General features: G+C 63.6%; 18 protein-coding genes. 14 read left to right on the top strand and 4 right to left on the bottom strand.

Annotated elements, in window-relative coordinates:
* Window positions 1-14 precede the first annotated feature (14 nt).
* The 10 genes from M1D87_RS04805 to M1D87_RS04760 all read left to right on the top strand — a co-directional run bounded on the left by M1D87_RS04805 (window position 15) and on the right by M1D87_RS04760 (window position 11,226).
* Window positions 15-1,394, top strand: a complete 1,380-nt coding sequence (locus M1D87_RS04805) for an OprD family porin (protein ID WP_024086323.1) — start codon at window positions 15-17, stop codon at window positions 1,392-1,394.
* A gap of 77 nt (window positions 1,395-1,471) precedes the next feature.
* Entirely contained in the window at window positions 1,472-3,082 is a 1,611-nt protein-coding gene (locus M1D87_RS04800; RefSeq protein WP_169774846.1) for an ABC transporter substrate-binding protein, read from the top strand.
* A 91-nt stretch (window positions 3,083-3,173) separates the two neighbouring features.
* On the top strand, window positions 3,174-4,184 hold the full coding sequence (locus M1D87_RS04795) for an ABC transporter permease subunit (protein ID WP_012316108.1): 1,011 nt from the start codon (window positions 3,174-3,176) through the stop codon (window positions 4,182-4,184).
* 10 nt (window positions 4,185-4,194) lie between these two features.
* Window positions 4,195-5,121 carry an ABC transporter permease subunit gene (locus M1D87_RS04790; protein WP_015269040.1) on the top strand — a complete coding sequence of 309 codons (927 nt, stop codon included), beginning with the start codon at window positions 4,195-4,197 and terminating at the stop codon, window positions 5,119-5,121.
* Window positions 5,122-5,131: 10 nt separating this feature from the next.
* Entirely contained in the window at window positions 5,132-6,100 is a 969-nt protein-coding gene (locus M1D87_RS04785; protein ID WP_003257886.1) for an ABC transporter ATP-binding protein, read from the top strand.
* Entirely contained in the window at window positions 6,100-7,068 is a 969-nt protein-coding gene (locus M1D87_RS04780) for a peptide ABC transporter ATP-binding protein (protein ID WP_024086321.1), read from the top strand. The genes M1D87_RS04785 and M1D87_RS04780 overlap by 1 nt, the downstream gene beginning before the upstream one ends.
* 371 nt (window positions 7,069-7,439) lie before the next feature.
* Window positions 7,440-8,249, top strand: coding sequence for an AraC family transcriptional regulator (locus M1D87_RS04775; RefSeq protein ID WP_123085219.1), 810 nt, complete (start codon window positions 7,440-7,442; stop codon window positions 8,247-8,249).
* Between the two features lie 63 nt (window positions 8,250-8,312).
* A complete protein-coding gene (locus M1D87_RS04770; protein ID WP_123085218.1) occupies window positions 8,313-9,719 on the top strand; it encodes an NAD(P)/FAD-dependent oxidoreductase in 1,407 nt (468 codons plus the stop codon).
* A 33-nt stretch (window positions 9,720-9,752) separates the two neighbouring features.
* Window positions 9,753-10,094 carry a cupin domain-containing protein gene (locus tag M1D87_RS04765; protein ID WP_047594694.1) on the top strand — a complete coding sequence of 114 codons (342 nt, stop codon included), beginning with the start codon at window positions 9,753-9,755 and terminating at the stop codon, window positions 10,092-10,094.
* A 52-nt stretch (window positions 10,095-10,146) separates the two neighbouring features.
* Window positions 10,147-11,226 carry a polyamine ABC transporter substrate-binding protein gene (locus tag M1D87_RS04760; protein ID WP_015269034.1) on the top strand — a complete coding sequence of 360 codons (1,080 nt, stop codon included), beginning with the start codon at window positions 10,147-10,149 and terminating at the stop codon, window positions 11,224-11,226.
* A 137-nt stretch (window positions 11,227-11,363) separates the two neighbouring features.
* Here M1D87_RS04760 and M1D87_RS04755 read toward each other — a convergent pair whose 3' ends face one another.
* Entirely contained in the window at window positions 11,364-12,947 is a 1,584-nt protein-coding gene (locus tag M1D87_RS04755) for a peptide chain release factor 3 (protein WP_003257876.1), read from the bottom strand.
* 558 nt (window positions 12,948-13,505) lie between these two features.
* On the opposite strand from M1D87_RS04755, the gene M1D87_RS04750 reads away from it, so the two are divergent.
* The 4 genes from M1D87_RS04750 to M1D87_RS04735 are packed head-to-tail and all read left to right on the top strand — an operon-like array spanning window position 13,506 to window position 16,951.
* Window positions 13,506-14,219 (top strand): ABC transporter permease, encoded by a 714-nt coding sequence (locus M1D87_RS04750; RefSeq protein WP_024086316.1) that lies wholly within the window; start codon window positions 13,506-13,508, stop codon window positions 14,217-14,219.
* A 13-nt stretch (window positions 14,220-14,232) separates the two neighbouring features.
* Window positions 14,233-15,147, top strand: coding sequence for a glycine betaine ABC transporter substrate-binding protein (locus M1D87_RS04745; protein WP_421091780.1), 915 nt, complete (start codon window positions 14,233-14,235; stop codon window positions 15,145-15,147).
* Window positions 15,144-15,797: an ABC transporter permease gene (locus tag M1D87_RS04740; RefSeq protein WP_013971042.1), complete on the top strand. Its 654-nt coding sequence runs from the start codon at window positions 15,144-15,146 to the stop codon at window positions 15,795-15,797. Before M1D87_RS04745 ends, M1D87_RS04740 begins: the two co-directional genes overlap by 4 nt.
* Window positions 15,794-16,951 carry an osmoprotectant ABC transporter ATP-binding protein OsmV gene (locus M1D87_RS04735; RefSeq protein ID WP_039613852.1) on the top strand — a complete coding sequence of 386 codons (1,158 nt, stop codon included), beginning with the start codon at window positions 15,794-15,796 and terminating at the stop codon, window positions 16,949-16,951. The genes M1D87_RS04740 and M1D87_RS04735 overlap by 4 nt, the downstream gene beginning before the upstream one ends.
* Window positions 16,952-17,122: 171 nt before the next feature.
* On the opposite strand, the gene M1D87_RS04730 is transcribed toward M1D87_RS04735, so the two are convergent.
* The 3 genes from M1D87_RS04730 to M1D87_RS04720 form a co-directional block, all read right to left on the bottom strand.
* Entirely contained in the window at window positions 17,123-19,546 is a 2,424-nt protein-coding gene (locus M1D87_RS04730) for a TonB-dependent siderophore receptor (protein WP_123085216.1), read from the bottom strand.
* A 108-nt stretch (window positions 19,547-19,654) separates the two neighbouring features.
* The gene (locus tag M1D87_RS04725) at window positions 19,655-20,617 is read right to left on the bottom strand and encodes a FecR family protein (RefSeq protein ID WP_123085215.1); all 963 of its coding nucleotides are present in this window, start codon (window positions 20,615-20,617) and stop codon (window positions 19,655-19,657) included.
* A 20-nt stretch (window positions 20,618-20,637) separates the two neighbouring features.
* Window positions 20,638-21,135, bottom strand: a complete 498-nt coding sequence (locus M1D87_RS04720; protein WP_039613849.1) for a sigma-70 family RNA polymerase sigma factor — start codon at window positions 21,133-21,135, stop codon at window positions 20,638-20,640.
* Window positions 21,136-21,355: the final 220 nt, after the last annotated feature.

Here is a 21,355-nt window from a genome sequence, read left to right as displayed (position 1 = left end):
AGGGAGCTTTAACCTTGAGACTATTCACCTTGACCGCACTGGCGTTATCCATCAGTGCCTTATCCACCGTGACCCAGGCCGACCCGCAAAGCCAGGAATACGTGCCCATCACACTAAAAGGCAGCAGCGAGCAGGAGCAGGCCAGCGGCTTCGTCGACGGCCAGAGCCTGTCCGGCAGCACCCGCAACTGGTATGCCCGCGAGCGCGCCGCACGCGCCCCGCTGTGGAAGTACTACAAGAGCGACGGCACCCGCCACGACACCCACAGCCGCGAGAACTGGGTGCAGGGCACCATCCTCAACTACAGCTCCGGTTTCACCCAGGGCACCGTCGGCTTCGCCGTCGAAGCCGCCGGTTACAATGCCATCGCCCTGCTGCAGAACCGCGAGGACGTCGCCGGCCCCAACAACCGCACCCTGACCCACAGCGACGGCGACCCGGTCGGCCAGTGGAGCAAGATGGGCCTGGCCAACGTCAAGGCGCGGGTGTCCAACACCACGCTCACCGTCGGCCGCCAATCGGTGGACACGCCGATGATCGCCTACATCGGCAACCGCGCCCTGCCCTCGAGCTTCCAGGGCGCGTTCCTGCACAGCGCCGAATTCGACAACCTGAGCTTCGACCTGGGCACCTTCGACCGCGTCTCGCCACGTACCGAACAGAGCCTCAGCAAGTTCCGCACCGAGTACAGCGCCACTGGCGTGGAGACCGACCGCGCCAGCACCGCCGGCATCAACTACCAGCCGCTCAAGAGCCTGAGCACCAGCCTGTACGCCACCAAGGTCGACGACTTCTGGAACCAGTACTACTTCGGCGCCAACCACGTGCTCGGCGACAGCGCAGTGCTAAGCCTGAGCACCGGCCTGAACTACTACAAGACCGTCGACGCCGGCAGCAAGAAGATGGGCGAGATCGACAACGACACCTACAGCCTGTCGTTCGGCCTGACCCACCAGGCCCACACCCTCAGCGCCTCCTGGCAGCAGGTCAACGGCAACGAGTACTTCGACTACCTGCACGAAACCAACGGCATCTACCTGGCCAACTCGCTGCTGTCGGACTTCAACGGCCCCAACGAGAAATCGCTGCAGATTTCCTACGTGCTGAACATGGCGCCGTACGGCGTGCCGGGCCTGAAGTTCAACCTGTACAACGCCCGCGGCTGGGGCATCGATGGTACTCATTACCGCGGTACCGCCTACGACGTGAACGGCCTGGATGGCGAAACCCACTACGAGTGGGGCTTCGGCACCAGCTACGCGGTACAGAGCGGGCCATTGAAAGACACCAGCATCCGTGCCACCTACACCGCGCACCGCGCCAGCAAGGCCCAGGGCGATGGCAGCCTGGATGAGTTCCGGGTGGTTACCACCATTCCATTCAACATTCTCTGACCGCCGGCGCCACGGCCTGCTTCGCTGCGGGCCGTGGCGGCTACGCTGGAATCAATGCAAGCAGGGAGTTTCAACCCATGCAGAGAGCTTTCATGAAATCGCGGCCACTGCGCCTGGCCCTGGCCGCACTGCTTCTGGGCGGTGCCACGCAACTGGCGGCCAAACCATTGGTGGTGTGCACCGAAGCCAGCCCGGAAGGGTTCGACATCGTCCAGTACACCACTGCGGTCACCGCCGATGCCTCGGCCGAGACGGTGTTCAATCGCCTGGTCGACTTCAAGCCCGGTACCACCGAAGTCCAGCCGGCCCTGGCCGAGCGTTGGGACATTTCAGCCGATGGCCTGACCTACACCTTCCATCTGCGCCAGGGCGTGAAGTTCCACACTACCGACTACTTCAAGCCCACCCGCGACTTCAACGCCGATGACGTCCTGTGGAGCCTCAATCGCCAGCTCGATCCGAACCATCCATGGCATGACAAGACCAGCGTCGGATACCCGTACTTCGAGAGCATGGGCTTCAAGGACCTGCTCAAGTCGGTCAGCAAGGCCGACGAGCACACCGTGGTAATTACCCTTACCCGACCGGAAGCGCCGTTCCTGCGCGACATGGCCATGGGCTTCACCTCGATCTACTCCGCCGAATACGGCGACCAGTTGCTCAAGGCTGGCAAGGCTGCCGAGTTGAACAGCAAGCCGATCGGCACCGGCCCGTTCATCTTCCAGCGTTACAACAAGGATGCCCAGGTTCGCTTCAAGCCCAACCCGGACTATTTCCGCGGCAAGCCGCCGGCCGATGCGCTGGTCTTCGCCATCGCTACCGACAGCAATGTGCGCCTGCAGAAACTGCGCGCCAACGAGTGCCAGGTAGCGCTCTATCCCAAGCCCGATGACGTGCCGTCGATCAAGCAGGACCCGAAACTCAAGGTCGAGGAGATCGAGGCCTTGGTCACCGGTTACATCTCGATGAACACCGAACACAAATACCTGAGCGACGTTCGCGTGCGCAAAGCCATCAACATGGCCTTCGACCGCCAGACCCATGTCGACCAGTTGTTCGGCAAAGGCAACGCATTGGTCGGCGTGAACCCGTACCCGCCGACCATGATCGGCTACAACAACGAGAACAGAAACCCACCCCGCGACCTGGCCAAGGCGCGCGATCTGCTCAAGCAGGCGGGCGTGCCCGAAGGTACGGTAATCACCCTGTTCACGCGCAACGGCGGCGGCCCGACCAACCCCAACCCGCGCTTGTCTGCCGAGATGCTGCAGGCCGACCTCAAGCAGATCGGACTGAAGCTGGACATCCGTGTGATGGAGTGGGCCGAAATGCTGCGCCGGGCCAAGAAGGGCGAGGCCGACCTGGTGTCCACCGGCTGGGCCGGCGACAACGGCGACCCGGACAATTTCCTCAGCCCGCTGCTCAGTTGCGATGCCGCCAAAAGCGGCGAGAACTATGCACGCTGGTGCAACCCCAAGTTCCAGGAGCTGATCAGCCGCGCCCGCGAAGTGATCGACAACGACGAGCGTGCAAGGCTCTATAACGAGGCATTGAAAGTGTACGATGACGAACAACCCTGGATCAGCATGGCCCATCCGAAGATGTTCACCGCCATGCGTGACAACGTGGAGGGCTACGTGATCAACCCTCTGACCAACAACAACTTCGCCACCACCAAGGTGAAGTAGAACAACAACGACCGCCGGCAACCCACACGGGAACCGGCGGCACCACCGTAGCGGGCTGATCGCCCCACGGCCTGATGAGGTAACCCCGACAATGTTGAGCTTTATTGCCCGGCGCCTTGGCCTGCTGATACCGACCTTTTTCGGTATCACCTTGCTGACCTTCGCGCTCATACGCCTGATCCCCGGCGACCCGGTGGAAGTGATGATGGGCGAGCGCAGGGTCGACCCCGAAATGCATGCCCAGGCCATGGAGCGCCTGGGCCTGAACAAGCCGCTGCCGGTCCAGTACCTGGACTACGTCGGCAAGCTGGCCCAGGGTGACCTCGGTGAATCGCTGCGCACCCGCGAGAGCGTGTGGAGCGAGTTCCTCACCCTGTTCCCGGCCACACTCGAACTGGCCTTCGCCGCCCTGCTGTTCGCTGGCATCGTCGGCCTGCTGGCCGGGGTGATCGCCGCGCTCAAACGTGGTTCGCTGTTCGACCACGGGGTGATGGGCATTTCGCTGGCGGGTTATTCGATGCCGATCTTCTGGTGGGGCCTGATCCTGATCATGTTCTTCTCGGTAAGCCTGGGCTGGACCCCGGTGTCCGGGCGCATCGACCTGCTCTACGACATCGAGCCGAAGACCGGCTTCATGCTCATCGACACCCTGCTCAGCGACGAGGAAGGCGCGTTCAAGGACGCGGTGATGCACCTGATCCTGCCGGCCATCGTGCTCGGCACCATCCCGCTGGCGGTGATTGCCCGCATGACCCGCTCGTCGATGCTCGAAGTGCTGCGCGAGGACTACATCCGCACCGCCCGCGCCAAAGGCCTGTCGCCGGCCCGCGTGGTGTTCGTGCACGGCCTGCGCAACGCGCTGATCCCGGTACTGACCGTATTCGGCCTGCAGGTTGGCACGTTGCTGGCCGGTGCGGTGCTGACCGAAACCATCTTTTCCTGGCCGGGCATCGGCAAGTGGCTGATCGAAGCCATCGGTGCCCGTGACTACCCCGTGGTCCAGAACGGCATCCTGTTGATCGCCTGCCTGGTGATCCTGGTCAACTTCGTCGTGGATATCCTCTACGGCCTGGCCAACCCACGCATCCGTCATCAGCGCTGAGGCCTTCGCCATGACTAGCCCGATTCCGAAATCCGTCACGCCGGCCAGCCCGGTGGACCAGAGCCTGCTCTACCCCTCGCCATACAAAGAATTCTGGCAAGCCTTCGCCCGCAACAAAGGCGCGGTGATGGGCCTGGCCTTCATGTGCCTGGTAGTGTTCTGCGCGCTGTTCGCGCCGTGGGTTGCCCCGCACGACCCGAGCGAGCAGTACCGCGAATTCCTGCTGACCCCACCGGTGTGGCTCGAAGGTGGCAGCTGGCAGTTCATCCTCGGCACCGACGAACTGGGCCGCGACCTGCTTTCGCGGCTGATCCAGGGCGCGCGGCTTTCGCTGCTGATCGGCCTGTCGTCGGTGGTGATGTCGCTGATCCCTGGCATCCTGCTGGGCCTTCTGGCCGGCTTCTTCCCGCAACTGCTCGGCCCGTCGATCATGCGCCTGATGGACGTGATGCTGGCCCTGCCCTCGCTGCTGCTGGCGGTGGCCATCGTCGCCATCCTCGGCCCAGGCCTGATCAACACCGTGATCGCCATCGCCATCGTGTCGTTGCCATCCTACGTGCGCCTGACCCGCGCCGCCGTGATGGGTGAGCTGAACCGCGACTACGTCACCGCCGCGCGCCTGGCCGGTGCCGGGCTGCCACGGCTGATGTTCGTCACCGTGCTGCCAAACTGCATGGCTCCGCTGATCGTGCAGGCCACCCTCAGCTTCTCCTCGGCCATCCTCGACGCCGCCGCCCTGGGCTTCCTCGGCCTTGGTGTACAGCCGCCGACCCCGGAGTGGGGCACCATGCTGGCTTCGGCCCGTGACTACATCGAGCGCGCCTGGTGGGTGGTGAGCCTGCCCGGCCTGACCATTCTGCTCAGTGTGCTGGCAATCAACCTGATGGGCGACGGCCTGCGCGATGCGCTGGACCCGAAACTCAAGAACGCCGCCTGAGGAGAACGCCATGTCACTGTTGCAGATCAACAACCTGAACGTGCGCTTCGGCGACGCCAATGCGGTACCGGTGGTCGATGGCCTGGACCTGACGGTGGAGGCCGGCGAGATCCTGGCCATCGTCGGCGAATCCGGCTCGGGCAAGTCCGTGACCATGATGGCCCTGATGGGCCTGATCGACGCCCCCGGGCGCATCACCGCCGACTCGCTCACATTCGACGGCACCGACATGCTCAAGCTCAGCGGCCGCCAGCGACGCAAGGTGGTGGGCAAGGACATCGCCATGGTCTTCCAGGACCCGATGACCGCGCTCAACCCCAGCTACACCGTGGGCTACCAGATCGAGGAAGTGCTGCGCCAGCATCTGGGCCTGAAGGGCAAGGCCGCGCGCCAGCGTGCCCTGGAGCTGCTGAAGAAGGTCGAGATCCCGGCTGCGGAAAGCCGCCTGGACGCCTACCCGCACCAGCTGTCCGGCGGCATGAGCCAGCGCGTGGCGATTGCCATGGCGATTGCCGGCGAACCCAAGCTGCTGATTGCCGACGAACCCACCACTGCGCTGGACGTGACCATCCAGGCGCAGATCATGGAGCTGCTGGTCAACCTGCAGAAGGAGCGCAACATGGCGCTCATACTGATCACCCACGACCTCGCCGTGGTCGCCGAAACGGCCAGGCGGGTGTGCGTGATGTACGCCGGCCAGGCCGTGGAAGTGGGCCAGGTGCCGGAGCTGTTCGACGTGCCCGCCCACCCCTACAGCGAAGCGTTGCTGGCGGCGATCCCCGAGCACAGCATCGGTGCCGAACGCCTGGCCACCCTGCCCGGCATCGTCCCCGGTCGCTACGACCGCCCCGTGGGTTGCCTGCTGTCACCGCGCTGCCCGTACGTGCAGGACAACTGCCGGCGCCAGCGCCCGCCCCTCGATCCCCAGGCCCATGGCCTGGTGCGTTGCTTCTACCCGCTGAACCAGGAGGTGGCGTGATGGCCGTCGTTCTATCCGCCCGGGAGCTGACCCGGCATTACGAAGTCTCCCGCGGGCTGTTCAAGGGCCACGCCCTGGTCCGCGCGCTGAATGGCGTGTCGTTCGAACTGGAGGCCGGCAAGACCCTGGCCGTGGTCGGCGAGTCCGGCTGCGGCAAGTCGACCCTGGCCCGCGCCCTGACTCTGATCGAAGAGCCGTCGTCCGGCTCGCTGCAAATTGCCGGCACCGAAGTGAAAGGCGCCAGCAAGAGCGAGCGCAAGCAACTGCGCCGCGACGTGCAGATGGTGTTCCAGAGCCCCTACGCCTCGCTCAACCCACGGCAGAAGATTGGTGACCAGTTGGCCGAGCCGCTGCTGATCAACACCTCGCTGAGCAAGGCCGAGCGGCGAGAAAAGGTGCAGAAGATGATGGAACAGGTCGGGCTGCGCCCCGAGCATTACCAGCGTTACCCGCACATGTTCTCCGGTGGCCAGCGCCAACGTATTGCCCTGGCCCGGGCAATGATGCTGCAGCCCAAGGTGCTGGTGGCGGACGAGCCGACCTCGGCGCTGGACGTGTCGATCCAGGCCCAGGTGCTGAACCTGTTCATGGATTTGCAGAAGGAGTTCAACACCGCCTACGTGTTTATTTCGCACAACCTTGCGGTGGTGCGGCATGTGGCCGATCAGGTGCTGGTGATGTACCTCGGCCGACCGGCGGAGATGGGGCCGAAAGAAGATATCTACGAAAGGCCGTTGCACCCGTATACACAGGCGCTGCTGTCGGCGACGCCGGCGATTCACCCGGACCCTTTGAAGCCGAAGATCCGCATTGCCGGGGAGTTGCCCAACCCGCTGAACCCGCCGGATGGGTGTGCGTTTCACAAGCGCTGCCCGTATGCGACCGAGCGGTGTGCCAAGGAGGTGCCGGCGCTCAGACAGGTGAGTACCCGGCAAGTGGCTTGTCACTATGCCGAGCAGTTTCTTTAGCCTTTAGATAGCCGGGGCTGCTTTGCAGCCCATCGCGACACAAGGCCGCTCCTACAAGGGACCGCGATCTCCTGTAGGAGCGGCCTTGTGTCGCGATGGGCCGCAAAGCGGCCCCAATAATCTCAATGCATGAAGAACCAGATCAGGATAATCACCGGAATCGGCACCCCAATCATCCAGAGCAGTATCGAGCGCATGGCCTTTCTCCTTGTTCGATGTTGAACAGACCGGTGCACTCGCCATGCCATCCCTTTCAAAAAATCAGTCTCAACAAAATCAACGACTTACGCCCCAGACCGCTTGGCAGAACCGTGCAATATGCCGGATCCGCCCCCTTGCAGCTGGGTGTTCTGCAATGCACTATCAGGCTCATGACCGCCACCACCCTCCGCGACAGCCCCGAGCAGACCCCGCTCACCGCCGACACCGTGCTGCGCTACCACCTGTGCTGGAAGCACCGCGACCTCGACGGCATCATGGCGCTCTACCACCCCGACATTCAGTACCACGACTTCTTCCAGAACCGCGTGCTCGGCTACCAGGAACTGCGCGACTACGTGCGCGCCTGCCTGCCCCATGAAGCTGGCGAAGATATCGTGCACAGCGACCGCATCCGCGTCGATGGCTGTACCGCGTTCATCCAGTACCAGGTCACGGTGCAGGGCGGCGATGGCCTGGTGGCGTTCCAGTCCAGCGAGGCGATTACCGTCAAGGACGGCCTGATCTGGCAGGTCAACGAATATGCCACGCTGGTCCGCCGCCACGGCAGCGGCCACGCCAGAAGTGGCCCACGCCCGGCCACCAGCCGCCTGGGCCTGTCGCCGAGGCAGCTGTCGACCATGGCCCAGGACCTGGAACACTACTTCCAGCGCCAGCGCCCCTATCTGGACCCGGAGCTGGACCTGCAGCAGGTGGCCGACGCCAGCGGCTACAGCCGCAACCAGATCTCCTACCTGCTCAACCAAGTGCTCGGGCAAAGCTTCTACCGCTACGTCAACCAGGCCCGCCTGCAGCACCTGATGGCCAGCCTCAACGACGACAGCATCGAAGCCACGATCGACGAGCTGGCGTTCAATGCCGGTTTCAACTCGTTGTCGGCGTTCTACAAGTGTTTCCGCGAACACACCGGGCTTACGCCCAAGGCGTACCTGAAGCAAATTTCCCTGCGTGCACGCACGTAGGACAGCCGCCCGCCGACACCACTAGGATCGCCCACAGACCTTGACGGATGTGGAGCCGACCCGATGCAACCCCTGCGCACGCTCAGCCTGTGGATGGACCAGCTCGACGAGCCGTTGTGCGCCCGCCCGGCCCTGCGCGAGGACCTGGACGCGGATGTATGCATCATCGGCGCTGGCTACACCGGCCTGTGGACCGCCTACTACCTCAAGCGCCAGGCGCCACAGTTGAACATCGCGGTAATCGACGCCAACATCGCCGGCTTCGGCGCCTCGGGGCGCAACGGCGGCTGGCTGATGGGCAACCTGCTCGGCGAAGACCGGCTGCTGGCCACCCTGTCACCGCAACAGCGCCGCGCCAGCATCGACCTGCTGCATGGCATTCCCGATGAAGTACACCGCGTACTGCACCGCGAGAGCATCGACTGCGACTACCGCAAAGGCGGCGTGCTGTACTGCGCCGCGCGCTACCCGGAACAGGAGCGCAGCCTGCGCGCCTACCTAGACGACCTTTATCGCCAAGGCATGACCGAGGACGACTACCGCTGGCTGCGCCCCGAACAGCTTGACGCCCAGTTGCGAGTCAGCAACGCCTATGGCGCCATCTACAGCCCGCACACCGCAACCATCCAGCCCGCCAAGCTGGCGCGTGGCCTGGCCCGGGCGGTAGAAGCGCTGGGCGTACCCATCTACGAAAACACCCCAGCCATCGACTGGCAGCCGGGTGAGGTGCGCACCCCGTTGGCGCGCATCCGTTGCCAATGGACGGTACCCGCCGTGGAGGGCTATGCCGTCAGCCTGCCGCCACTGGGCAAACATCAGCTGCCGGTACAGAGCCTGTTGGTGGCCACCGAACCACTGCCGGAGGCCACCTGGCAACAGATCGGCCTAAACCAGGGCCAGGCGTTCAGCGAAAGCAGCCGCCAGGTCACCTACGGCCAGCGCACCGCCGACGACCGCCTGGTATTCGGCGCCCGTGGCGGCTACCGCTTCGGTGGCCGCCTGCGCGAAAACTTCAACCTCGACGAACAGGAAATCGAGCTGCGCCGCTACCTGTTCAGCGAGTTGTTCCCACAGTTGAAGCACGTGCGTATCACCCATTCCTGGGGCGGCAACCTGGGCATGGCACGGCGCTTCCGCCCGCACATGCTCTGCGACCGTCAACGCGGCATCGCCCTGGCGGGCGGCTACGGCGGCGAAGGCGTCGGCGCCACCAACCTGGGCGGGCGCACCCTGGCCGCGCTGATCCTCAACCAGCACAACGAACTGACCGCGCAACCCTGGGTGCTCGACAACCGCCCGCTTTCAAGCCTGGCCAGCTGGCCACCCGAGCCCTGCCGATGGCTGGGCTACAACGCGATCATCCAGAGCTTCGTCCACGAGGACCGGACCCTCGCCAACCCCGCCAGTGCGCCCTGGAGGCGGCGCCTTGCCAGCAATCTTGCGGACTTCATGGAAGGCTTCATGCGCTGATTTTCCCCCTCACTGACACAGGATTTACCGGTCATGAGCATCACCCATTTCAAGAACACCGACAGCGCCGTGCTCGACAGCTCCAACCCGGTCGCGGTGCCGCTTGGCGACCCCGTTGCATTGACTTCGGTCACCTGCGTGGAACGCAGCGACGGCGTCGAAACCGGCATCTGGGAGTGCACTCCCGGGCGCTGGCGGCGGCAGATCGTGCAGCAGGAGTTCTGCCATTTCATTAAGGGCCGCTGCACCTTCACCCCCGACGGTGGCGAGCCCCTGCTCATAGAAGCCGGAGACGCACTGATGCTACCGGCCAACAGCACTGGCACCTGGGACATCCAGGAGACCGTGCGCAAAACCTACGTCCTTATTTTCTGATCCGCTGATCGCCTGCCTTCGATAACAACACACAAAGCAAGGTAACCCCGACATGCGCACGCTCCTTCTCGCCCCCCTGATGCTGGCCGCCAGCGTGGCCGGCGCCGCCGAAACGGTGAAGATCTACAACTGGTCCAGCTACGTTGCCCCCGACACACTGAAGAACTTCCAGCAAGCCAGCGGTATCGTGCCCACCTACGACGTTTACGACAGCAACGAAACCCTCGACGGCAAGCTGATGACCGGCAACTCCGGCTATGACGTGGTGTTTCCGTCCAACCATTTCATGGCCCGGCAAATTCAGGGCAAGGCCCTCAAGCGCCTGGACAAGTCGCAATTGCCCAACTGGCACAACCTCAACCCGGTGCTGCTCAAGGCGCTCGAAGTGAACGACCCGGGTAACCAGTACGGTTTCCCATACCTGTGGGGCAGCACCGGCATCGGCTACAACATCGACAAGGTCAAGGCAGTGCTGGGCGACGATGCCCCGGTGGACTCCTGGGACCTGATCTTCAAGCCCGAGTACATGAGCAAGCTGAAAAGCTGCGGCGTCGCGGTGTTGGACAACGGCCCTGAACTGTTACCGATCGCCCTGCACTACCTGGGCCTGCCGCACCACAGCCAGGACCCGGCGGACTATGACAAGGCCAAGGCGCTGCTGATGCAGGTGCGACCGTATATCAGCTACTTCCACTCCTCGAAGTACACCGGCGACCTGGCCAATGGCGACATCTGCGTGGTGGTGGGCTTCTCGGGGGATGTACTGCAAGCGAAGAACCGCGCCGAGGAGGCGAAGAACGGGGTGAAGGTGGGCTACTCGATCCCCAGGGAAGGCGCGCCGATGTGGTTCGACATGGTTGCCATGCCGGCCGATGCACCGGATGAGAAGGCCGGGTATGCCTACATGAACTACCTGCTGCAGCCGGAGGTGATGGCCAACATCAGCAACCATGTGCAGTACGCCAACGGCAACCTCAAGGCGGACGGGCTGGTGGATCCGGCGATGAAGGGTAATACGATGATTTACCCGAGCGAGGAAGTAATGGGCAAGCTGTATGCGCTGGAGGCGATGCCGGCCAAGATCGACCGTATTCGCACGCGGATCTGGACCAGTATCAAGGCCGGGAATTGATTTCGGCCTTAACACGGTCCCTGTGGGAGCGGGTTCACCCGCGAATGCGATGTTGAGTTTACCGACGCATTCGCGGGTAAACCCGCTCCCACAAGGGTCAGGAGCAGGCCCTGAAAATCAGGAGCAAGCTCTCGAAATCAGTGGTGCTCGCGGGTAGCGCGGAACTTGATGTCCGGCCACCGCTCTTCCATCAGCGACAGGTTGACCCGGGTCGGCGCCAGGTAGGTCAGGTGCCCGCCACCGTCGATAGCCAGGTTCTCCATGGCCTTGTTCTGGAATTCCTCGAGCTTCTTCTTGTCGTCGCAACCGATCCAGCGGGCCGACCACACGGTGATCGGCTCGTAGGCGCACTCGACCTTGTACTCTTCCTTCAGGCGGCTGGCGACCACGTCGAACTGCAGCACACCGACTGCACCGAGGATGATGTCGTTGCTGCGCTCGGGGAAGAACACCTGGGTAGCACCTTCTTCGGCCAGCTGTTGCAGGCCTTGGCGCAGCTGCTTGGATTTCAGCGGGTCCTTCAGGCGCACGCGGCGGAACAGCTCCGGGGCGAAGTGCGGGATACCGGTGAAGCCCAGTGCCTCGCCTTCGGTGAAGGTGTCGCCGATCTGGATGGTGCCGTGGTTGTGCAGGCCGATAATGTCGCCGGCATAGGCCTCTTCCAGCTGCTCACGCTCGGAGGAGAAGAAGGTCAGCGCATCGCCGATACGCAGGTCCTTGTTGATCCGCACGTGGCGCATCTTCATGCCCTTCTCGTACTTGCCCGAGCAGATGCGCATGAAGGCGATGCGGTCGCGGTGTTTCGGGTCCATGTTCGCCTGGATCTTGAACACGAAACCGGTGAACTTCTCTTCCACAGGCTCCACGGTGCGCTCGTGGGCAACACGGCCCAGCGGGCGCGGCGCCCAGTCGACGACGGCGTCAAGCACATGGTCGACACCGAAGTTGCCCAGCGCGGTACCGAAGAACACCGGGGTCAGCTGGCCGTTGATGAACTCTTCCTGGTTGAACTCGTGGCAGGCGCCCTGCACCAGCTCCAGCTGTTCGACGAACGAATCGTACTGGTCACCCAGGTGGGCACGGGCTTCGTCCGAGTCCAGCTTCTGGATGATCTTGGCTTCGGTGCGCTCGTGGCCGTGGCCCGGGGTGTACACCACGATGTAGTCACCGGTCAGGTGGTACACGCCCTTGAAGTCGCGGTAGCAACCGATCGGCCAGGTGATCGGCGCGGCCTTGATCTTCAGCACGGCTTCGATCTCGTCCAGCAGCTCGATCGGGTCGCGGATGTCGCGGTCGAGTTTGTTGATGAAGCTGACGATCGGCGTGTCGCGCAGGCGGCACACGTCCATCAGGGCGATGGTACGTGGCTCTACACCTTTACCGCCGTCGAGCACCATCAGCGCCGAGTCCACCGCGGTCAGGGTGCGGTAGGTGTCTTCCGAGAAGTCTTCGTGGCCGGGGGTGTCGAGCAGGTTGATCATGTGCTCGCGGTACGGGAACTGCATCACCGAGGTGGTGATGGAGATGCCGCGCTGCTTCTCCATTTCCATCCAGTCGGAGGTGGCGTGGCGGTCGGACTTGCGCGACTTCACGGTACCGGCGACGGCAATGGCCTTGCCCATCAGCAGCAGCTTCTCGGTGATGGTGGTCTTACCGGCGTCGGGGTGGGAAATGATTGCGAAAGTGCGGCGCTTCGCGACTTCGGCGGCCTGGTTGGTCATGGGAAATCGCCTGACTGGGGGATTAAAAAGGGGCGATATCATACCTGAAGTTGGGCCGGGACCAAAATTTGCTGAACCGGCGGTGCCTGTTCCGGCCTCTTCGCGGGTAAACCCGCTCCCACAGGTATCACACCGCCTTTGAAACCTGTGCAGGACTTGTGGGAGCGGGTTTACCCGCGAAAGCGCCCGCCCAGAGGCCACAAATTCGCCAGGCAATCGCTTTATCACGACAAATGGCCCAAGAGCAGTTATTTCAACGCCTACAGAGCACTAACCCGCTGCTTTTTCTCGTCAATTTTCCAACCAACCAGTGATTAACGCTGGCCAAATGCCGCCCCAGGTGGGAACCTTTACGCCCACGGAGACGTCCACTCCCCTGCAACCCGCTTCGGTTGGGGAGCTGGTTTCATCAGCATTTTCGGGCCCGACGGGGTTCGGCTCATGGCCTGATCGCAGCCTTCGGCGTGCGTCACGCTGCTACTCGCGAACACACCACCCGCCGCCAGGACTGGCCGGCAACCAAGAAGTGTGCTCGCCGACTACACAAGGAGTCCGCCTGTGGCAAAACGCTACGGAAAAGGGCTGTTGGGATGGGCCTCCGTGCTCGTCATCCTGGCCCTGCTGGTCCACTGGATCGGCATCGACACGATCGCGCGATATCGCGACGATCTTGGGTTCTACCTGCAAGCGCACCTGCTACTGGTGCTGGCTTCGATGGCGGCGGCGCTGGCCGTGGGCATCCCCGCCGGCATTGCGTTAAGTCGACCGCACCGGGTCGACAAAGCCGAACGCTTCATGCAGTTCTTCAACGTTGGTAACACCATCCCTCCCCTGGCCGTTCTGGCCATCGCCCTGAGTATCCTGGGCATCGGCGCCGGGCCCGCGATCTTCGCGCTGTTCCTCGCCTCCCTCCTGCCCATCGTGCGCAATACCTACGAGGGCCTGAAAAACGTCCCCGCCTCGCTCAAGGAAGCCGCCACCGGCATCGGCATGACTCCGCGCCAGCAACTCTGGCAGGTGGAGCTGCCCAACGCCGTGCCGATCATCGTTGGTGGCGTGCGTGTGGCCCTGGCGCTGAACGTCGGCACCGCACCGCTGGCGTTCCTGATTGGCGCCAACAGCCTGGGCAGCCTGATCTTCCCCGGCATCGCCCTGAACAACCAGCCACAACTGCTGCTGGGGGCTGCCTGCACCGCACTACTGGCGCTGGCGCTGGACGCAGCGGTGAGTTTCTCCAGCAAGCGCTGGCTGGAACGTGGCCTGGCTGGATAACGAGAGGGAACGTATGAACAAGAGAATCGCCTGGTTGTTGGGCGCGACCCTGCTGTTTGCAGGATTTGCCCAGGCAGCGGAAAAACCACTTGTCCGTATCGGCGCGCGGGTGTTCACCGAACAGACCGTACTTGCCGAAATCACCGCGCAATACCTGCGCGCCAACGGTTTTGATGTGCGCGTCACCAGCGGCCTTGGCAGCAACATCGCACGCCAGGCCCAGGAAACCGGCCAGCTCGACCTGATGTGGGAATACACCGGCGTGTCACTGGTGTCGTACAACCATATCGACGAGCGCATGCCCAGTGCCGAGGCCACCTACGCCAAGGTCAAGGCACTGGACGCGAAGAAGGACCTGATCTGGCTGACCCCGTCGAAGTTCAGCAACACCTATGCGCTGGGCCTGCCCAAGCAGGTCGCCGAGGCTTATCCGCAGATCAACTCCATCAGCGACCTCAACCAGGTACTGCGTGACGAAAGCCACCGCAACCACCTGGTGGCGCTGGACACCGAGTTCGCCAACCGCCCGGACGGCCTGGCAGGCCTGAAAGCGATGTACGACCTGCAAGTGGGCCGCGCCAACATCCGCCAGATGGATGCCGGCCTGGTCTACACCGCCATGCACAACAACCAGGTGTTCGCCGGCCTTGTGTACACCACCGATGGTCGCCTGAACGCGTTCAACCTCAAGCTGCTGGAAGACGACAAGCACTACTTCCCCGACTACACCGCCGCCCCGGTGGTGCGCAAACAGGTGCTCGACGCCAACCCACAACTGGCCGGCCTGCTCAAGCCTCTGGCCGAGCAACTGGATGACGAAACCATGCGCCAGCTCAATGCCAAGGTCGACGTCGAACACCAGAACCCGACCACGGTGGCCGCCGCCTTCCTGCGTGACCACCCAATGCCTGGCGAGGTACAACCATGAGCCTGCTCGACACGTTCGCCCACCTCGACTGGGCCCAGGTACTGCAGCTGACCTGGCAACACATCATGCTGGTCGGCGTCGCCGTGGGCCTGGCGATCATCGTCGGCGTACCGCTGGGCATCCTGATGACCCGTTTCCCGGCCGTCGCCGGCCCATTGCAGGCCAGTGCCACGGTGTTGCTGACCATTCCCTCGATCGCCCTGTTCGGCCTGCTGCTGCCGTTCTACTCCAGGTTCGGCCAGGGCCTGGGGCCGCTGCCGGCGATCACTGCGGTGTTCCTCTACTCACTGCTGCCGATCATGCGCAACACCTACCTGGCTTTGACCAACGTCGAACCCGGCATCCGTGAAGCCGCGCGTGGCATCGGCATGACCTTCGGCCAGCGCCTGCGCATGGTCGAACTGCCCATCGCCGTGCCGGTGATCCTCGCCGGCGTGCGCACCGCCGTGGTGATGAACATCGGCGTGATGACCATCGCCGCCACCATCGGCGCCGGCGGCCTTGGCGTACTCATCCTCACCTCCATCAGCCGCAGCGACATGTCGATGCTGCTGGTCGGCGCCGTGCTGGTCAGCCTGCTGGCGATCATCGCCGACCTGCTCCTGCAAACCCTGCAACGTGCCCTGACTCCAGAAGGACTGCGCTCATGATCGAACTGAAGAACCTCAGCAAAACCTTCAACGTCAACGGCAAGGACGTCAAAGCCGTCGACTCGGTAAGCCTCACCGTCAACGAAGGGGAAATCTGCGTGTTCCTCGGCCCCTCGGGCTGCGGCAAGAGCACTACCCTGAAAATGATCAACCGCCTGATCACGCCCACTTCCGGCCAGGTGTTCATCAATGGCGAAGACACCACCGGGCTGGACGAGGTCACCCTGCGCCGGCACATCGGCTATGTCATCCAGCAGATCGGCCTGTTCCCCAACATGACCATCGAAGAAAACATCACCGTGGTGCCGCGCCTGCTCGGCTGGGACAAACAGAAGTGCCATGAACGCGCCCGCGAGCTGATGCACATGATCAAGCTGGAGCCCAAGCAGTACCTGCAGCGCTACCCGCGCGAGCTGTCCGGCGGCCAGCAGCAGCGTATCGGCGTGATCCGCGCCTTGGCGGCGGAAGCGCCAGTGCTGCTGATGGACGAGCCGTTCGGCGCGGTCGACCCGATCAACCGCGAGATGATCCAGAACGAGTTCTTCGAGATGCAGCGGGCGTTGAACAAGACCGTGATCATGGTCAGCCACGACATCGACGAAGCGATCAAGCTGGGCGACAAGATCGCCATCTTCCGCGCCGGCAAGCTGTTGCAGCTGGACCACCCGGACACCCTGCTGGCGCACCCGGCGGACGAGTTCGTCAGCAACTTCGTCGGCCAGGACAGCACCCTCAAGCGCCTGCTGCTGGTGCGTGCGGAAGATGCGGCAGACAACGCGCCATCGGTGAGCCCGCAGACGCCGGTGAGCGATGCGCTGGAGCTGCTGGACGAGCACGACCGCCGCTACGTGGTGGTGACCGATGCGCAGAACAAGGCGCTGGGCTACGTGCGCCGGCGTGACATGCATCGCCAGCAAGGGACTTGTGGCGACTTCCTGCGGCCGTTCAATGCCACGGCGTCGCATGATGAGCATTTGCGCATCCTGCTGTCGCGGATGTACGAATTCAACCGGGCGTGGCTGCCGGTGCTGGATGCCGAGCAGGTGTTCTTGGGCGAGGTGACGCAGGAGTCGATTGCGGCGTACCTGAGTTCGGGGCGCTCGCGGGGGGCCAAGACCAGCATTGTCTCGCCGGCTGAGGCGGTGACCTCTTGAATAGCTGGGGCCGCAAAGCGGCCCCGGCAATCTCGGCTCAAAACCCAAGTAATGGATTGCCTGTGCCGGCCTCTTCGCGGGTAAACCCGCTCCCACAGGGTCGGTGCAAGGCTAAAGACCCTGCGCGGTACCTGTGGGAGCGGGTTCACCCGCGAAGCAGGCGACGCGATGTCAGAACCCTACACTGGCCTGCACATAGAAGGTCCGCGGCTCACCCACATAGATGCCGGCATTGTTGTCGCTGGAGCGAGTGAAGTACTGCTTGTCGAACAAGTTCTTCACCCCCGCCGCCAGCTTCAGGTTGGACATCTGAGGCCCGAACTCATACCCGCCACGGGCATGCCAGGTCACATAACCCGGAATATCGCCAAACTGCCCGTCCGCACTCGGCTCGGTGATGTAGTCGCCGTTGAAGCTGCCATCGGCATTGATCCCGGTACCCGGCGCGCGCTGCTTGGATTGGGCGTAGGCATCCAGGTTCCAGGTCCAGTGATTGACCGCGTAACGCACGCCGGCAGTGGCCACCTGGCGTGAATAGAACGGCAGGTCACGGCCCTCGAAGCCAGGGATGTCCCCTTCATAAGTAGCGCGGGTATAGGTATAGCCACCGTTCACCGACAGCCCTTCCAGGCGCGGGTCCAGACCGTCCAGGTCATAGCGCACCGAGGCCTCGATACCCTGGTGCTTGGTCGCACCGAGGTTGGTCCAGCCCACGTCGTTGCTGATGTACTGCAGTTCGTCATCGAAGTCGATGTAGAACGCCGTCAGCTCACCGGCAAAGCCGCCATTGTCATAGCGGGTACCGATTTCGTAGGTCTTGGCCTTTTCCGGCTCCAGGCCATTGGCCGTGCTGTTGCCAGTACCACCCTGGCCCAGCTGGAAGTACTGCAGGCTGCCGAACGAGGTCTCGTAGTTGGCGAACACCTTCCACGCATCGGAGATGTGGTACATCACGCTCAGCGCCGGCAGTGGCTCGTTGCTGGTGATGCTGCGTTTCTTCTCCGGCACCGGCTGGCCGTTGGCACCGAGCACCGGGCGGTCGCGCCAGTCGGTGTTGATATGCTCGAAGCGGATACCTGGGGTGATGGTCCAGTTACCCACGTCGATCTTGTCGTCGATGTAGTAGGCACTGGCCTCGGTACCACCGCTGCGGTCCTGGAACACATGGCCGTCGGAGGTCGGGGTCGGCGTCGGCACGTTGTCGATCAGCGCCAGGCGGGTCGACTGCTCACGCATCGCTTCCTTCAGGTAGCGGTAGCCCACGCTGACTTCCTGGGTGGTCGGGCCGGCGAAGAAGATCCGCGACAGCCGTGGTTCGATGGCAAAGGTATGGTAGTTGCGCGGGTATGACGACAGGGTCTTCATGTCGCGCGAGGCAATGGAGCTGCCGCGGAAGCTGTCGGTGTAGTAGGTCAGCACTTCGAACTGGGTGGCGTCGTCGAGCTGCCGCTGCCACTTGAACGACACGTCCTTGCGCCGGCCGGCGAAGTAGTCGTAGTCGCGCAGCGACTGGTACGGGTTGCTGTCGTACTGCGCCTGGGTCAGGCCACCAGGCATGTCGGCACGGCCGTCGTAGTAGTGGAAGTTGAGCCAGAACTCGTCAACGTCGGTCGGTGCCCAGTGGGTCTTGAGGATAACGTCGTCGATGTCGTTGCCATTGTTGCTTTCACGGTAGCCGTTGCCATTCACCCCGGTGTACAGCAGCGCCACGCCCATGCCGTTGTCCGCCGTACCGCCGACGAAGGCCGACTCGGTGTGCTTCCAGCCGCCATGCTGGGAGGTTTCCAGGGTGGTGGACAGCTCGGCCGAGGGCTTCTCTGGGATTGCCCGGGTAACGAAGTTGATCACCCCACCGACGTTCTGCGGGCCATAACGCACGGAACCGGCGCCACGCACCACGTCGATGCTGTCGAGGTTGCCCGAGGAAATCGGCGCCATCGACAGCTGCGGCTGGCCATAGGGCGCGAAAGCGGCCGGAATGCCGTCGATCAGCACCGTGGAGCGTGGCGACAGGCGCGAAGTCAGGCCGCGAACACCCACGTTCAGCGACAGGTCGCTGCCGCCGGTACCGTTGGAGTCCTGCACCTGAACGCCGGGGATGCCGCGCAGCACGTCACGCACGTTCATTGCGCCCTTTTCCACCATCGCCTCGCGGCGCACCACGGTGCGCGCGCCGGGGTGGTTCTGCACCACGCTCTGCTGGGCATCGCCCAGCCAGTCACCCACCACCTTGACGTCGGTGGGTGCCAGCTCCAGGCTACCGGTGGTGAGGGTGCCATCGGCCTGGGCCGGCTTGACCACCACGGTGCCCTGGGACATCTCGTAGGTCAGGCCGCTGCCTTGCAACAACTGCTGCAGCGCCTGCTCGGGCGCCAGCTGGCCGGACACCGCCGGGGCCTGCTTGCCAGCCACCAGCTCGGGGCTGAAGAACAACTGCAGGTTGGTCTGCTGGCCCAGTTGGTTCAGCGCCGATGCCAAGGATTGGGCCTGAATCTGAATAGTGGCGTCTGCGGCCTGGCTGTTGACGGCCACGGCGCTGACCGCAAGGGCCAGCGCCAGGGCGCGGAAGCGTGGGAAGGGCTTGTTGTTGTTCACGTCGTCGAAACTTCCTGGAATACGGAATAAACGCCAACCGCATGCAAATGGAAATGCTTGGCAGTTGCAGCTGGCGGGGAAGACGAACGAGCGGAAAAAAACCTGAATCTATTTCGCGATTATTTCGCGCGAGCCATCTTCATGGGCCTTGATGGCCACTGGCAGGATGCTCGGCAAGGCACGCAGCAGCGCATCGGTGTCGTCGGTGCTGAAGGTGCTGGACAGCCGCAGCTGCGCGACTTTACCGGGGGCGACCCGCAGCGGCTGGCTGCGGTAACGCGAGGCTTCGGCCACCACCTCGGCCAGGGTGGCGTTGTCGAACACCAGCCTGCCTTGGCGCCAGGCAGTCAGGGCGCCGGTATTCACCGCATAGGGCGCGGCCACCTGGCCTTGTGCATCTATATGCGAGCCCTGGCCCGCCGTGAGCTGCGCCAGCGAGGCGCCTTTGCCCTGCACACGCACCGAGCCCTGCTCCACCGCCACGCGGGTGCTGGCCGGCTCCAGGCGGACGTCGAAACGGGTACCGGTGACAGTCACGCTACCCTGGGCGGTGTCGACCACGAACGGCCTGCCACTGTCGTGGGCCACGGTGAACATCACCTCACCCGCCATCAGCCGGACATGCCGCTGGCCGGCGCTGAAAGCGACCTGCACTTGCGTGCTGCCGTTGAGCTCAAGGTGCGATCCATCCGGCAGTTCGACCTGGCGGCGTTCGTTGAAGGCGGTCTGCAAGCTGCCCTGGTGATTCAGTTGCTGGTAGTGCCAGCCGCCCCAGCCCAGGCCCAGCGCCAGTGCCGCCACGCTGGCGGCCAAGGCCTGGCGCACGAAGCGCCGACGTGGCAACTGGCGTACCGGGGCCGGCTGGCACAGCGCTTCCAGGCGCTGGCGCGGGATGAAGTCGGCGGCCTGCCACAGGCGGGAGAGCTGCTGGTACTCTTCACGGTGTCGCGCATCGCCTTCCAGCCAGGCGTGCAGCTGCGCCTGCAGCCCGGCATCGCGAGGTGCATCCTGCACCCGGGCGAACCACGCGGCCGCCTGCTCGCGGACGGTATCGGTACCGTGCTGTTTCATCGAAAAGGTCTCCTGACTCATCATGCCGACACATCCAGGTGCTCGCGCAGATGCCGGAGCGTGCGGATCATATACTTTTCGACCATGTTCTTGCTCAACCCCATGCGCTCGGCGATCTCGGCCTGGGTCAGGCCTTCGAGCTTCTGCCAGATGAACACCTGTCGGCAATTGAGCGGCAGTTCGGCCAACGCCCGCTCGACACTGTCGGCCAGCTCCAGCGCATGCACGTAGGCCTCGGGGTCGCCACCGCCGCCCATGCCTTCGTCGAAGGCTTCCAGCTCCAGTGCCTGGCGGCGGTCCTCGCGACGGAAACCATCCACGGCAATATTGCGCGCGGTCTGGTGCAGGTAGGCGCGTGGCTGCTCGACCTGCTCGCGCGGGTTTTCCAGTACCCGGACAAAGGCATCGTGGGTGAGGTCCTCGGCCTGCTGTCGACTGCGCAACTTGCGCGTCCAGGTGCCGATCAGCTCATGGTAGTGGTCGAGGAAGCCTTTGGGTCCGGACACGGTCGGGGTCATCAGGGAGGCAGACAAGGGTGCGAATAGTAATGTTTCTCATCAAGGACGGCAATTCCGCCAGTCGGTAACAAAAAATTTATCGTCTTTTTCATGCACGGCAGTGCCAGGGAAATGTGGCCATAAATATGAACACCTGAGGCCCCTTCGCGGGCACGCCCGCTCCCACAGAAACCGCGAGATGCCTGTGGGAACGGGCGTACCCGCGAAGGAGCCAACGCGT

The sequence above is a fragment of the Pseudomonas sp. SA233 genome (assembly GCF_054792385.1).
This window is presented reverse-complemented; position numbering and strand designations above follow the sequence as displayed.